16 protein-coding genes and 2 pseudogenes are annotated in these 13,591 nt (G+C 32.0%); all 18 read left to right on the top strand.

Translation table 11 applies throughout. From position 1 onward, the window contains the following. Positions 1–4: 4 nt before the first annotated feature. Positions 5–1,555, top strand: coding sequence for a T7SS effector LXG polymorphic toxin (locus tag LMD38_RS16010; protein ID WP_062821203.1), 1,551 nt, complete (start codon positions 5–7; stop codon positions 1,553–1,555). 31 nt (positions 1,556–1,586) lie between these two features. Continuing rightward, a complete protein-coding gene (locus tag LMD38_RS16005) occupies positions 1,587–2,384 on the top strand; it encodes a hypothetical protein (protein WP_062821204.1) in 798 nt (265 codons plus the stop codon). A 101-nt stretch (positions 2,385–2,485) separates the two neighbouring features. Further along, complete coding sequence (locus tag LMD38_RS16000; RefSeq protein WP_061667204.1) at positions 2,486–2,947, top strand: DUF5085 family protein; 462 nt, start codon at positions 2,486–2,488, stop codon at positions 2,945–2,947. Then, on the top strand, positions 2,944–3,387 hold the full coding sequence (locus LMD38_RS15995) for a DUF5085 family protein (protein WP_000634597.1): 444 nt from the start codon (positions 2,944–2,946) through the stop codon (positions 3,385–3,387). Before LMD38_RS16000 ends, LMD38_RS15995 begins: the two co-directional genes overlap by 4 nt. A gap of 133 nt (positions 3,388–3,520) precedes the next feature. Beyond that, positions 3,521–3,835 carry a hypothetical protein gene (locus LMD38_RS15990; RefSeq protein WP_062821205.1) on the top strand — a complete coding sequence of 105 codons (315 nt, stop codon included), beginning with the start codon at positions 3,521–3,523 and terminating at the stop codon, positions 3,833–3,835. A 12-nt stretch (positions 3,836–3,847) separates the two neighbouring features. After that, complete coding sequence (locus LMD38_RS28635) at positions 3,848–3,973, top strand: hypothetical protein (protein ID WP_255262000.1); 126 nt, start codon at positions 3,848–3,850, stop codon at positions 3,971–3,973. Between the two features lie 127 nt (positions 3,974–4,100). Continuing rightward, on the top strand, positions 4,101–4,895 hold the full coding sequence (locus LMD38_RS15985) for a hypothetical protein (RefSeq protein ID WP_097999317.1): 795 nt from the start codon (positions 4,101–4,103) through the stop codon (positions 4,893–4,895). A 102-nt stretch (positions 4,896–4,997) separates the two neighbouring features. Beyond that, the gene (locus tag LMD38_RS15980) at positions 4,998–5,444 is read left to right on the top strand and encodes a hypothetical protein (protein ID WP_227585646.1); all 447 of its coding nucleotides are present in this window, start codon (positions 4,998–5,000) and stop codon (positions 5,442–5,444) included. A gap of 15 nt (positions 5,445–5,459) precedes the next feature. After that, positions 5,460–6,254 (top strand): hypothetical protein, encoded by a 795-nt coding sequence (locus tag LMD38_RS15975; protein WP_062821207.1) that lies wholly within the window; start codon positions 5,460–5,462, stop codon positions 6,252–6,254. A gap of 27 nt (positions 6,255–6,281) precedes the next feature. Beyond that, entirely contained in the window at positions 6,282–7,079 is a 798-nt protein-coding gene (locus LMD38_RS15970) for a hypothetical protein (protein WP_062821208.1), read from the top strand. A 94-nt stretch (positions 7,080–7,173) separates the two neighbouring features. Continuing rightward, positions 7,174–7,452: a hypothetical protein gene (locus LMD38_RS15965; RefSeq protein WP_001030796.1), complete on the top strand. Its 279-nt coding sequence runs from the start codon at positions 7,174–7,176 to the stop codon at positions 7,450–7,452. A gap of 92 nt (positions 7,453–7,544) precedes the next feature. Beyond that, positions 7,545–8,333 carry a hypothetical protein gene (locus tag LMD38_RS15960; RefSeq protein WP_062821209.1) on the top strand — a complete coding sequence of 263 codons (789 nt, stop codon included), beginning with the start codon at positions 7,545–7,547 and terminating at the stop codon, positions 8,331–8,333. A 393-nt stretch (positions 8,334–8,726) separates the two neighbouring features. Further along, positions 8,727–9,497 carry a hypothetical protein gene (locus tag LMD38_RS15955; RefSeq protein WP_064774891.1) on the top strand — a complete coding sequence of 257 codons (771 nt, stop codon included), beginning with the start codon at positions 8,727–8,729 and terminating at the stop codon, positions 9,495–9,497. 205 nt (positions 9,498–9,702) lie between these two features. Further along, positions 9,703–10,304, top strand: a pseudogene (locus tag LMD38_RS15950) (hypothetical protein). 267 nt (positions 10,305–10,571) lie between these two features. Then, positions 10,572–11,684 carry an RNA-guided endonuclease TnpB family protein gene (locus LMD38_RS15945; protein ID WP_062821431.1) on the top strand — a complete coding sequence of 371 codons (1,113 nt, stop codon included), beginning with the start codon at positions 10,572–10,574 and terminating at the stop codon, positions 11,682–11,684. Positions 11,685–11,811: 127 nt separating this feature from the next. Continuing rightward, a pseudogene (locus LMD38_RS15940) lies at positions 11,812–11,982 on the top strand (hypothetical protein); the annotation flags it as partial. A gap of 237 nt (positions 11,983–12,219) precedes the next feature. Next, complete coding sequence (gene ytfJ, locus LMD38_RS15935; RefSeq protein ID WP_000349987.1) at positions 12,220–12,645, top strand: GerW family sporulation protein; 426 nt, start codon at positions 12,220–12,222, stop codon at positions 12,643–12,645. Between the two features lie 160 nt (positions 12,646–12,805). Then, positions 12,806–13,582 carry an oxalate:formate antiporter gene (locus LMD38_RS15930; protein ID WP_000014090.1) on the top strand — a complete coding sequence of 259 codons (777 nt, stop codon included), beginning with the start codon at positions 12,806–12,808 and terminating at the stop codon, positions 13,580–13,582. Positions 13,583–13,591 lie beyond the last annotated feature (9 nt).

The raw sequence follows: 13,591 nt of genomic DNA, 5'->3' as shown, positions 1-13,591 counted from the left end.
AAACGTGGATAAAAATATAGAGTTACAAGAAGTAAAAGAACTTCAAAGTAGATTTCAAGCAAGTGCCACTGAGTTGAATCAACAGTTTGAATCATTATTAGGAAAGATAGCGGATTTTAGTGAGATTAATTCATTTCAAGGTGCTGCTGCTGATGGAATTAAAGGCCATTTATCTAGAGTTCATGGAAGTGTTATTTCAGGTTGTATGGTCGCAGCAGAAAGCTTAAGCATGCAATTTGAAAAAGCAATAGAAGATTTTAATAGTTCTGTTGATAGTGATGCAGATACGAAAATTTATGGGAGTTATTTAGATAATGTAAAGCAAAAAATTAATGGGTATAGTAACAGTTTTAATCAATCAAATGAATTAGCACAACAGACTATCAGTTCAATTAATGATATTGTTCCGATCCATTATCCCCCATCATCAGGAATTTCTGAAGGGGTTGAAAAAAGTCAAAAAGAAATCAGTGATACGTTAGAAAAACTAGAGGCTTACAATAGTCAACAAAATGATCTTCAAAATTTTGATGACATGTTACGCGGATTAGATGGTGCTATGAGACAAATACAAGAGACTGAAGGGAACTTTTCTAGTGATACAACCGAAAAACTTATGTCTGAAGGAACCTTCGCATCTATAGTTGGAGTAGCTAAAATGATTGCGGGATATACGGGTAAAGCGAAAAAAGGAGTAGTCGGATTATTTTCTGGTTATTTACGCCTTGTTTACATGAAAAAAAATTTGGGATTTGGTGTTGATTTTGATGTTAATGCTCGAAAAGGAAAAGGGGCATATGTATTTAAAACTTTAAACGATGCCGATATTGTAGCGGCTTCCAAACTTTTAGCTACAGATGCAAATGAAGATGCTATTTTTAAATTTATTTTTAAAGATAAATTTAAAGTCAAGTACAACAACGAAACAAGAAATGTAATAAAACAAGCAAAAAAAGATATTTATAAATTGCCTGAATTTAAAGCGGGTGAAGATTTTATGATGACTCGGAAGGAAGAAGGTTTTTTAAAAGCATTTAAAAATAAATGGACAGATTCATTTGGGACCGAATTTCAAAAGAGCATTGACGAATTTAATTTTAAGAAATGGCCAGAGACATTTAAAAAACTCAAAGGTACTGGGACGCTCTTCAAAAGTGTGGCAATTATGGGAACGGGGTTGACAGTTGTAGATAATATTATACAGTCACAAGATGATGGATTTCAGCTACAGGATGTAAGAGATGTTGCATTAGATACAGGTGTGGACTTAGCATATGCAGCGGGAGCAGCAGCAACTGGAGCAGCGATTGGGACTGCGTTAGGACCACTTGGTACCTTGGCAGGAGGAGCGGTAGGCGCAGTGGCTGGTGTTCTAATCTCAGTAGGCTTAAACACAAAATCTGATAGATTGGGAGGCGAAAGTGTAGTTAGCGGAACAAAGAAATTAGTAAAATGGGCGGTAAATATGAACGATAATTTAAAGTCTGGAAATTATAAAGAATTTACGAAAGAGAATGTAACAGTTATAAAAAAATTGAAGTCAATATTTTGGTGATGAATATAAAATTTGAAAGTAGGATAAGTGAATGTGGAACATAAAAGAAGAAGATTTAGACTTTTTCAAAGTTACAAATAAAAACCGATTAAGTCCTGATGGTGTAATGGCATTTTTAGTTGGAGTCTTTGTATATGCTTCATTACCGATGTTTTTTATTATTTTGGGTTTTTTACAACTTGGTTGGGAGGCTTATCCAAAATCTTTTGAACGAATAATTGTTTCTGTAGAGTTAGCATTATATATTCTGCAAATCCTTTTTTTGATAATCTATTCATTTTCGAAATTAAGATTTAAATTACAAAAGTTACAAGCCATTGTAATTGTGTTTAACTCGTTTCAAGTTGCAACGGTAGGGTATGCGTATGTATTAATTGAAGCAATATTTGGATATTCTTGTGAAAATCTAACAGTATTTTATGTAGGTCTATTATTATTAGGAGCGATAATTACTCATATTGTAATAACAATCCATACTTTTAAAAAAGCAAAATATGGAGGCTATAAGTTAAAAGGGGAGTCAGCCTCATTTTTTACTAATACAAAACTTTGGATGTTAATTGGAATGTTTATTTATATAGTTGTCCTTTTGATATTAATCTTTGCAAGTATTCATTTTGCGCTAAAGCCAATGGTGTTCTATTTTTTACAAACAATAATATTATATGTATTTGCCGTTGCATCAGCAGAATTCGTCCTATTGGTGTATTGTCGCTTCAAATTCCCATCTTTTAATATTACGTGGGAACAACATGAAAAGGAACGCCAAGAATTTATAGCAAATAGAAAAAGAATCAGAGAAAAAGAACAAAAGAAAAATAAAAATTGAAATGAGATTTGTAAATGATAGTCATAAACTGTTTTTTTTATGTGCGTGGAAGAATCTATTTGTGAAGAAATAAATAAATCACTGTATAAGGGGTAGAGATTATGAAAGTTCAGTATAAAGCATTATCGCTTTTAAATTTAATAAGCATCACTCAAATAGTAAAAAAAGATGATTGGTTGTTACCAGCTATCGCACTTAGAAATCAAGTAGTTCATAACGATATATACCCAATAGGACCTGTTCTTTTTACGTATTCACCATTAGAGAATGAACCGGAATATGGTGAATATATGTATTGTGTCCCAGTGAATGGAAGGGTAAATATGGAAGAGGATTCACCTTATGAGTATATTGATGCAATTCTTATTGAAGAAGCACTTTGTGTTAGATTCTCAGATGAAGATGGTGATATTGAAGACGCTTATCGTGTTTTAAATGAATTTGCTGAACAGAATCATATGAAATTAGATAGTAGCTTTTATCACGTATGTTTAGATGTATATGGTGATATGTGGTTGGATATTTATGCTCCTATTATTGAAGTAGGTGAATTAGTGCGATGATAGTTGAGGAACAAAGCATTGCTTATACAAATGTTGTATCGAGAGAATATTTTTTTCACTATACTGATATGGAAAAAATAATAGAAGATTTATTGACAGAAATTGCGCAAGCGAATTTAACGGTCAAAGGTCCAATGTTTTATGCGCTGAAAAATGTACCATCAGATGGAGATATGTTTATTGAATTATTTATGCCAGTATATGAGAGTAGTATTCCTAAATCAGAAACAATGAAGTTTCGAAGTTATTACTATGTTGATAACATGCTAATGAAAAGATATGCAGGAGATTTTGAAACATTAACAGAGTATGCATATGCTGAGATTCTTCAGTATATGGAAGATAATGAACTTGATATGATCTCACCTATTTACCATATTTTTAGTGGTGATGAAGAGTTACAGTATGTTGAAATAAAAATTGCAGTAGATACACAATAATAATTTAGTACACTTTTAGTAATAAAGATATGAAAAGTAAAACCCTAATTTTAGTTTTGTTTTATAGAAGTATATAAAGGTATTCTTGAATTAAGAGTTCTAATTGTTGTTTTTAGTAGTAAGGGGCCTACATATGTGGTTATTTTCAAAAGAAAAAACTGTGTATTTTCAGCAAGAGTGTGAGGATAAAACTGGGGAATTAATTAAGCAGCAAATATTGGAGAAAGTATCAGTAGATGATTGCATAATAGCTGCTGAAATGATTGATGTATTGTTTATATATCCTGAACTTGCAGAAGAACTTGCAAGGGTTTTATATATGAGTAATAAAGAATTATCCCGAACGGTTGCTATGTTTGTTGGTACATTTGAAATTTTTGTACAAGTTTCAAACACAACAAAAGTTATTATCCAATGTATTCCGGTAGATGAGGAAATGGAAGAATAAGTATTTTCGGATATGAAAGTGATTGGTTTTAAATATAAGAAAAAATCCACTGACGAAGAGAAAGAAGAAATAGCAGAGTGGATGCTGGAATATAAAAAGATGTGTAAAAAAATAGCAGAGCACTATGAAATAGCTTAAAAAGAATCATTATTATAATGTAACAATATCTGAGATTAATAGAACCTTCTCTTTTCATCAAAATGAGAAGGTTTTTATTTTTAATCTACATGATTTAAGGGAATGTAGTTAAGGGTGGGACAATTGGATGTGGAACATAAAAGAAGAAGATTTAGATGAATTTAAAATAACATGTAGACATCGTTTAAGCCCTGAAGGAGCTATGTTGTTTATGTTTGGTGGAATGCTTTATAGTTCGTTATTGATGCTTTTTATTTTTGTAGCATTAATTAGATTTGGCTGGGATTACTATCCGACTCTTTTTGACACAGTAATAGTTAGAATGGAATTGTTGTTATATAGCCTACAAGTAATCTTTTTTATTATATATCTGATCCCTAAGGTACGTTTTAAATTTCAAAAGCTCCAGACATTGGTGATATTATTATATGCGTTTCAGTTAGGTACTATAGGTCTTACGGCATTTGTTCTTCCAGGGATGAGTAATTATTCTATTAATTTTATTACGCTTATTTATGTAGGTTTACTAGTATTAGGAGCAATACTTGTTCATGGTGTAACAACATTTGATACTTTTAAACAAGCAAGTAAAGGTGCGTTTAATATGGGAGAAAGATCTACTTCATTTTTTAATAAGGCAAAGAAAAATGTAATGTTTGGTGTGGTAATTTATGTACTAATTCTTCTCGTTTTAATTTATATACAAAATAATTACTCATTGAGCATAATGTTTGGTTACTTTATATTTACGTTCATCATGTACGCGATAGCCATAGGCGCAGCTGAGTTCCAATTATTAGCCTATTGTAGATTTAAATTTCCATCATTTTATATTTCGTGGGAGGAATACGAAAGGGAGCGCCAGGAATTCTTAAAGCGCTATAAAGAGAGAGAAGAAAAGAAAGAAAAAGAAATAAAATAAGTTTTGCATCGAAATGAGGAAAGGTGAATCCTTGAAATACAAGAAGAAGATTTAGGCTTTTTTCAAATTACAAATAAAAACCGATTAAGTCCTGATGGTGTAATGGCCTTTTTAGTTGGAGTCTTTGTATACGCTTCATTACCGATGTTTTTTATTGTTTTTGGGTTTTTACAACTTGGTTGGGAGGCTTATCCAAAATCTTTTGAACGAATATTTGTTTGTGTAGAGTTAGTATTATATATTCTGCAAACCCTTTTTTTGATTATCTATTCATTTCCGAAATTAAGATTTAAATTACAAAAGTTACAAGCCATTGTAATTGTGTTTAACTCGTTTCAAGTTGCAACGGTAGGGTATGCGTATGTATTAATTGAAGCGATATTTGGATATACTTGTGAAAATTTAACCGTATGTTATATAGGTCTATTATTATTAAGAGCGATTACTACTCATATTGTAATTACAATCCATACTTTAAAAAAAGAAAAATATGGAGGCTATAAGAAGGTTTTTATTTTTAATCTATATGATTTAAGTAAAGGTAGTTAAAGGTGGGAAACTTGGATGTGGAATATAAAAGAAAAAGATTTAGATGAATTTAAAATAACATGTAGAAATCGTTTAAGTCCTGAGGCTACTGTAGGTTTTATGCTAGGTTCAATCATATACACCTCATTAATCATGTTAGGTGTAATTTATGGTTTGGTGAAATTTGGTTGGTCAGTATATCCTAGTTTACTAGAGGAAACAATTATTAAAATAGAGTTATGTTTGTATAGCTTACAAATCATTTTTCTTATTGTATATCTATTTCCCAAAGCCCGTTTTAAATTTCAAAAGTTACAAGCTATAGTTATATTGTTATATGCACTTCAGCTTGCGACTATAGGATTTGTAACAGTAGTTGTTTCGAGTATTTTTGGTTATTCAAATGATCGTATTACATTGACTTATGTAGCCTTATTATTGTTAGGAGCTTTTATTATTCATATTTTTACAACGATTAATACCTTTAAGCAAGCTAGCGAAGGCGCATTTAGTAAGTGGGAAAATTCAGTTTCATTTTTTAGTAAGACAAAAGATTTTTTAATGATTGCCTCTATATTATGTGTATTAACTCTCTTAATCTTAATTTATATTAATAATGATTATACGATGGAGCAAATAGGTTGGTATGCCGTATTGACCCTTATACTATATTCGGTAGCCATAGGTGCAGCAGAGTTCCAATTATTAGCCTATTGTAGATTTAAATTTCCATCATTTTATATTTCGTGGGAGGAGCATGAAAGGGAACGTCAGAAAAGACTAAAGCTTTATGAAGAAAAGGAAAAAAAGCAAGCCAAAGAAATAAAATAAGTTTTGCGTCGAAATGAGGAAAGATGAATGCTTAAAATAAAGGAAGAAGATTTAGGTTTTTTCAAAATTGTAAATAAAAATCGATTAAGTCCGGATTATATAAGAATCTTTTATGGGGGAGTTTTTGTATATACTTCTATACCAATGTTCATCATGTTTTTAGGTGTTTTGCTGAACGGTGATAAGATTTCTTTAACACCATTTGAAACATTTTTGGTACGATCTGAGGTAAAGTTATACATTTTGGAGTTGATTTTTTTAATAATTTTCATGTCTTCAAAGGTTGCTTTTAAATTACAGAAACTCCAAGCCATCGTGACTTTATTTTATTCTTTTCAATTAGCAACATTACCATTTATCGTTATGATGGTTGAAGGAATGTTTGATTTTCCAAGTAATAATAAAACGTTAGTTTATATTGGTTTAATAATGTTAGGGGCGCTTTGTACTCACATTGTAACTACAATTGATGTTTTTAAAAAGGCAAAACATGGAGGATATAAATCGGAAGGGCCAGCTGTCTCATTTTTTACTAACGCAAAATTATATTTATCGATTGGAATGACAATTGGTGTAATGGTTCTACTTATATTAATTTTTCTAAATCTTAATTATACATTTAGCCAAATAGCAATTTATGTTGTACAAACAATAATATTATATATATTCGCTGTAGTATCAGCAGAATTCGTCCTATTGGTGTATTGTCGCTTTAAATTTCCATCATTTAATATTACGTGGGAACAACATGAAAAGGAATGCCAAGAATTTATAGCAAATAGAAAAAGAATAAGAGAGAAAGAACAAAAGCGAAACAAAAACTGAAATGAAAGTTGTAAATGATACTCGTAAACTTATATTGAAGATAGAATGAATACATTATTCATAAATTAACTAGTAAAGGGAGGAATGTAAGATCTTGAATAAAGATTCTAAAGCCGTAAAAAAAGAAAAAGGTTTTTTTGAAGGTGTAATAGCACCTATTATTGTTGGGATTATGTTTATCTTTTTAATTCTATATAAAATAGCAGAGTTTCTGGGGAAGTGGCTCATTATTTTGTCAATACCGAGCTATATTGTTACTATGTTTATTTTTTTATACCAGAAAGAATATGGAGGTGTATTGGTTTGTGGAATAGGCTTAATACTAATGCTATCGCTGTATTTTGTGTTTGTTAAAAAAAGTAAAAAAGGCTAGTTTAATATGAAATACTAAAAACATTTATTTACTTTCAGTTTGTCTACAAAAATAGAGTTATTACATGATTTTAGAAAAGATGGTGTAATTATATGTGGAATATAAAAGAAGAAGATTTAAATGAATTTAAAAGTACTTGTAAGAACCGCTTAAGTCCCGACTGGGCTACAGGGTTTATGTTTGGAACGATGTTTTTTATTTCATTAATAATGTTTTTTCTTATTGTAGGGTTAATAAGGTTTGGTTGGAGTTATTACCCGACTCTCTTTGATAAAATAATTGTTAGCCTTGAGTTAGTGCTTTATAGTCTTCAAGTAATTTTTTTAATTATTTATCTGTTTCCTAAGATGCCATTTAAATTTCAGAAACTACAAACACTTGTGGTACTGTTATATGCGTTTCAGCTAGGTACTATTACATTTACAATGTTGATAATCCCGGGAATGTCAAATTATTCAATTGATCAAATTACATTAATGTATGTTGGGTTATTATTTTTAGGTGCAGTCATATTACATATTTTAGCGACTATTGATACTTTTAGACAGGCAAGTAAAGGGGCATTTAATACGGGAGAAGAATCCTCATCATTTTTTAGTAAAACAAAGAGGATTGCAATTAAGTGTGCTCTAATTTATGTGTTAACTCTTCTCATTTTAATTTATGTGTATAATGATTATACACTGAAGATTTTTGGATTGTATGCGGGAGGAACTTTAATAATGTACGCAGTAGCCATAGGTGCAGCAGAGTTCCAATTATTAGCCTATTGTAGATTTAAATTTCCATCATTTTATATTTCGTGGGAGGAGCACGAAAAGGAACGTCAGAAAAGACTAAAGCTTTATGAAGAGAAGGAAAAAAACAAGCCAAAGAAATAAAATAAATTTCGGGTTCTGAAAATTCAAATAGAATATATAAGCAATTAAGGGTTGGATATAAATCGATGCTATTAAAAATTAAAGTATCCTCAATATAATCTGTATGAGTAAATAAATACCAATAAGTACAGGTGAAGTGTATTACTTTCCAAAAGGGAACATAACGAACCTAAAAATCCCTAGAGTAACTAACGGGGTGTCAGTATGAAGTTAAAGATGAAAGCTAAGATGATGATAGTTCTGTCAGAAGTAGCAAGTTTATTAAGTGGGATATACCTAAAAGATTATCTGAATTTAGTTGTACAAAAATCTATGTACTTAAAAATATTAAGAATGGAATAGAATTTTAGTGGATGAAAATTATTTAAACTGTATAGAAGGTGAAATGTCAGGGTGTGGAAAATAAAAGAAGAAGATTTAGATAAATTTCGAATAACATGTCAAGGCCGTTTAAGTCCTGAAGGTGCTACGGGTTTTATGCTTGGAACAATATTTTATATTTCAATATTTATGTTTATTATTTTTGTAGGGGATTTGAATTACTACAACAATTTTTTTGATAGAACAATTGTTAAAACTGAAATTGTGTTATTTAGTATTCAAATTATATTTTTAATTATATATCTATTTCCGAAAGCATGTTTTAAATTTCAAAAGTTACAAACGCTAATCGTATTACTATATGCGTTTCAATTTGGAACGATATTATTTGTAGTTTCAATTGTTTCTGAAATGGCTGACAATTCAATTGGTAGGATGTATACCGGGCTACTAGTTGTAGGAGCAGTTATTATCCATATTGTAGCAACACTAGATACATTTAAACAAGCAAGTGAAGGTGCATTTAGTAGTGATGAAAGATCCACCTCGTTTTTTAGTAAGACAAAAGGAGCTATGATAAAGGGAGCTATAATATATATATTCATACTACTTATTTTGATGTATTTTCAAAATGATTATTCAATTGATTTTTTTGTTATGTATGGAGTAGGAACTGTATTAATGTATGCGGTTGCAATCGGAGCGGCAGAATTCCAACTATTGGCGTACTGTAGATTCAAATTTAAGTCATTTCATATGACGTGGGAAGAGAATGAGAGAATGCGTGGGAGAATTCGAAAGCGAAATAAAAAATTCAAAACGAAAAATAAAGTGAAACTTTAATCAGTGGGGGGTTTCTTCATCCCCCACTGATTATTAGTTGAACCAATCGGACTTTTATGGGCAGTTGATCCCCCACCTAACTTCTTTGCTTTCGCTGCATTTTGAGGTGGGGGTCTTACTGCCCATTAAAGCGGGATAAATAATATATTAATAGAATTTTAGTGCGCGAAAAATAATTGAAACGTATAGAAGGTGAAGGGCCAGGATGTGGAATATAAAAGAAGAAGATTTAGATAAGTTTAGGATGACATGTAATGATCGTTTAAGTCCTGAGGGTGCTACAGGATTTATGTTTGGAGGAATACTTTATAGTTCAATAGCTGTTTTTTCTATTATTGTATCAGGTGATTGGGATTACTGTATGGTCCTCCTTAATATAGGAATTGTTAAGCTGGAAGTGTTGTTATATGCTCTGCAAGTAATTTTTTTCATTCTATATTTATTTCCAAAAGCTCAATTTAAATTTCAAAAGCTACAAACACTTGTTGTATTATTAAATGCATTTCAAATGGCAATAATCTTACTCGTAGTTTTGATTGGTACTAAAATGGCTAATAATTCAATTGATCAGATAACATTACTGTATGCAGGATTGTTATTTTTAGGAGCAGTTGTTGTTCATATTGTGACAACGCTTGATACGTTTAAACAAGCGAGTGAAGGTGCGTTTAGTATGGATGAAAGGTATGCTTCTTTCTTTAGTAAAACAAAGGGAAAGATGATGAAGGGGCTACATTTTACGCAGCAACTAGTTTTATTTTGATATATTTTCATAACGATTATGGGTGGGATACTTTAGGTATGTAGTAGGGCCCCTTTTAACGTATTATCCGAAAGAAGTATCCTCCCAGAGGCGTGTGAAAGACGATAGTCTAGCGGTAGGTGGGGGATGAATGTTGGTTTGGCGTAGCCAAACATTTGAGTTTCCTATTTATTTCGCCCCTGATATAATCAGTCTTATAAGAGGTAAAGTTTGGTATAACAATGAAAGTAGATAATAATCTTGTAGTGTTCAGGTTGTGTGATCACCGTCATAGCTTATGGGAAATAAAGCGGAAAATGAGGTGAATGGATATGCCAAAGCAGAATAAGGCGTATAAATTTCGTCTGTATCCAACAGAAGAACAAGCACATCTCATATGTAAAACGTTCGGATGTGTACGTTTTGTGTATAATAAAATGCTGGCTGAACGGAAAGAAATATATGAAAAACACAAAGCGAACAAGGAAGAGCTGAAGAAACAAAAATTCCCTACTCCTGCGAAATATAAAGTGGAGTATGAATGGTTGAAAGAAATTGATTCATTGGCATTGGCCAACGCTCAATTAAACTTGCAAACTGCGTATAAGAATTTTTTTAGTGGTCAAAGTGGGTTTCCTACATTCAAAAATAAAAAGAGTAGAAAATCCTATACAACGAATCGAGTAAACGGAAATATTATGTTATTTCATGGTTATATCAAATTACCAAAATTGAAAATGGTGAAACTGAAGCAACATAGAGAGATCCCGCCAAATCATATCATCAAATCATGTACGATTTCGATGACACCAACTGGTAAGTATTACGTGTCTATTTTGACCGAATATGAAAAAGAAATCACTCCAAAAGAAGTAGAACGTGTAGTTGGATTAGACTTCGCAATGGCTGAATTGTACGTGAGTAGCGAAGATGAGAAAGCCAATTATCCTCGCTTTTATCATCAGATATTAGACAAATTAGCGAAGGCACAACGAGTATTAGCAAGGCGTGTGAAAGGTTCAGTGCGCTGGAATAAACAACGTATTCGTGTAGCGAAGTTGCATGAAAAGGTCGCCAATCAACGTAAAAATTTTCTTCATCACAAGTCTAAAGAATTAGCTACGAATTTTGACGTTGTAGCAATTGAAGACTTACATATGAAAGGAATGTCACGAGCACTTCGCTTTGGTAAAAGTGTAGCGGACAACGGTTGGAGGATGTTCACGACATTTTTAGAATATAAGCTGCAAGAACAAGGAAAACAGCTTGTAAAAATAGATAAATGGTTTCCTTCTACAAAGATGTGTAGTCGTTGTAGAAATAAAAAAGAAATGCCATTATGTGAACGCATGTATGCGTGTTCGTGTGGACTCACAATCGGCCGTGATTATAACGCAGCTATCAATATCAAAAAAGAAGCCATACGCTTACTAGCGTTGGCATAAATAGTAACAAAATAACCTTTGGAACAAGGGAGTTAGCTCGGCTGTCCTAGGACAAATTCGTTAGCTATCAAAAGTAGCGATGAACCGAGAAGCTCCCACTTAGGGGTATGCTCATAAGAGATACTAAGTGGGGGGTAGTTCACTGTATACGATAGCCATCGCAGCAGCAGGATTTCAGCTATTAGCATATTGCAAGTTTAAATTTCAGTCATTTAATAAAACGTGGGAGCAACATAAAAGAGAAACTCCAAGATATCAAAGGAAAAATAAAAAAGGTATATCGAAACGTAAGGCATAAAGAAAGTGCGTATTGTAAGTTTTGGTGGTAAAAAAGTAATAATTTATAGGAGAGTATTTTAACTTCTAAAAGAAAATTTAATTATGTAAGGTGATTAAAGTGATTAGTAGGTCGACCTCTTTTTTTATTTTTCTAAATATTACAACTTAAGTTTTTTGAAAGCAATATAAAATTTTATGTTTAGTTCACAAACTTTCGGAAAAACTAGGAAAGATATGACAAAGGAGGTTATGAACGGTGGATCATCCAATTCAAGGATTAATGAAAGCGGCAATGGAAAATTTAAAAGAAATGGTCGATGTAAATACGATTGTTGGAGAGCCTGTTCAAACGGCTGACGGTGGTGTAGTGTTAACTGTTTCTAAAGTAGCGTTCGGGTTTGGAGCAGGAGGTTCTGATTTCCAAACGAATGATGGACAAAGAGCGAACGGTAACCCTGCATTTGGTGGCGGTAGCGCGGGTGGTGTTTCTATTACACCAGTAGCATTTCTTGTGGTGAATAAAGATGGAGTAAATATTCTTCATTTACAAAATGCGACACATTTAGCAGAGAAAATGATTGAATTAGCTCCACAAACAATTGATAAAATTCAATCGATGTTCCAAAAAGATGAAAAGAAAGAGGGAAATCATCATCCTCAAAACCCAGATGAAATCCTTTAAAAACGCCTGCTTACGAGCAGGTGTTTTTTCTTGTAATCACTATGTAATAAAACACATGAAATTGTAAATAGTTTTTGAAGTTTTTTCTATGTTTCTAAAATTTTTCATGTTAAAATATGCTATAGAATTGAAACATATAAAACGAAGGTGGCTAGGTGCTTTGTCTGGAGGATCTGACCAAGTAAAGAATATGATATATATTAATGGTAATCGTCGGGGTCATTGTTTTATTACATCAGGAATTACGTTTAAAGAGTTTGCAAGTAACATCCCTTCACCGCTTCATCAAGTGTTGCTTTTGAAGCATAACTTTGAATGGACAGATTTTCATTATCATACTTTATTTGAATATGTTGAGGAAGAAAATATACATAAGTTAATTCAAGCAGAGATTGATGAATTTGATGAATTTTGTTGGGTAGATTTTGATGATGCAAGCGATTTAGATGAACTAGAGCCAAAAGAAATTGCAGAGCTTTTATATTTGGCTCACAAAAAAGAACCACTTGCAAGAACGTTCTTTCCGCTATTGAAAAATAGATTTGTTTATTTTTCACATGATGACGGATGGTACAACAAAGTGTATTATCGTAGAATTGCTGATTTTGTAGGAATGTTAAGTAAAGTTATTCCTTATAAACTCGGTGCTTTCGGTAAGAAACGTTTTTCTTTCTTCCAAAAATCAAAAATTTTCCCAGCAATTTCTAAAGAAGTGATTATGGGGCTTATTCCATTAATGGAAGATGGTCTTTATATTGATCTGGCAGGGAAAATTGAGTCAAGAAGGGGTCTCGAAATTCCGGTATATGTAGTGGGTTCGTATGAAAGTACGGATGAGGTACTAGATAATATCGATGAATTGAAAGAAGAAGCAACAGAGACTGGTTGGCTTATTTTTGATAAGAAAGAACAAGAGTGGCAATGGGTTGTAGACTAAGAAAACTTG

This window comes from Bacillus pacificus, from assembly GCF_020861345.1.
GTDB classification, from domain to species: domain Bacteria; phylum Bacillota; class Bacilli; order Bacillales; family Bacillaceae_G; genus Bacillus_A; species Bacillus_A pacificus.
Note: the sequence above shows the minus strand (reverse complement) of the source record. Positions and strands in the feature narration are given on the sequence as shown.

Coding starts and splice junctions, on each gene's coding strand:
- LMD38_RS16005 (WP_062821204.1), top strand. CDS start 1,587: ATGTGGAACATAAAAGAAGAAGATTTAGACTTTTTCAAAGTTACAAAT.
- LMD38_RS16000 (WP_061667204.1), top strand. CDS start 2,486: ATGAAAGTTCAGTATAAAGCATTATCGCTTTTAAATTTAATAAGCATC.
- LMD38_RS15995 (WP_000634597.1), top strand. CDS start 2,944: ATGATAGTTGAGGAACAAAGCATTGCTTATACAAATGTTGTATCGAGA.
- LMD38_RS15990 (WP_062821205.1), top strand. CDS start 3,521: ATGTGGTTATTTTCAAAAGAAAAAACTGTGTATTTTCAGCAAGAGTGT.
- LMD38_RS28635 (WP_255262000.1), top strand. CDS start 3,848: ATGAAAGTGATTGGTTTTAAATATAAGAAAAAATCCACTGACGAAGAG.
- LMD38_RS15985 (WP_097999317.1), top strand. CDS start 4,101: ATGTGGAACATAAAAGAAGAAGATTTAGATGAATTTAAAATAACATGT.
- LMD38_RS15980 (WP_227585646.1), top strand. CDS start 4,998: ATGGCCTTTTTAGTTGGAGTCTTTGTATACGCTTCATTACCGATGTTT.
- LMD38_RS15975 (WP_062821207.1), top strand. CDS start 5,460: ATGTGGAATATAAAAGAAAAAGATTTAGATGAATTTAAAATAACATGT.
- LMD38_RS15970 (WP_062821208.1), top strand. CDS start 6,282: ATGCTTAAAATAAAGGAAGAAGATTTAGGTTTTTTCAAAATTGTAAAT.
- LMD38_RS15960 (WP_062821209.1), top strand. CDS start 7,545: ATGTGGAATATAAAAGAAGAAGATTTAAATGAATTTAAAAGTACTTGT.
- LMD38_RS15945 (WP_062821431.1), top strand. CDS start 10,572: ATGCCAAAGCAGAATAAGGCGTATAAATTTCGTCTGTATCCAACAGAA.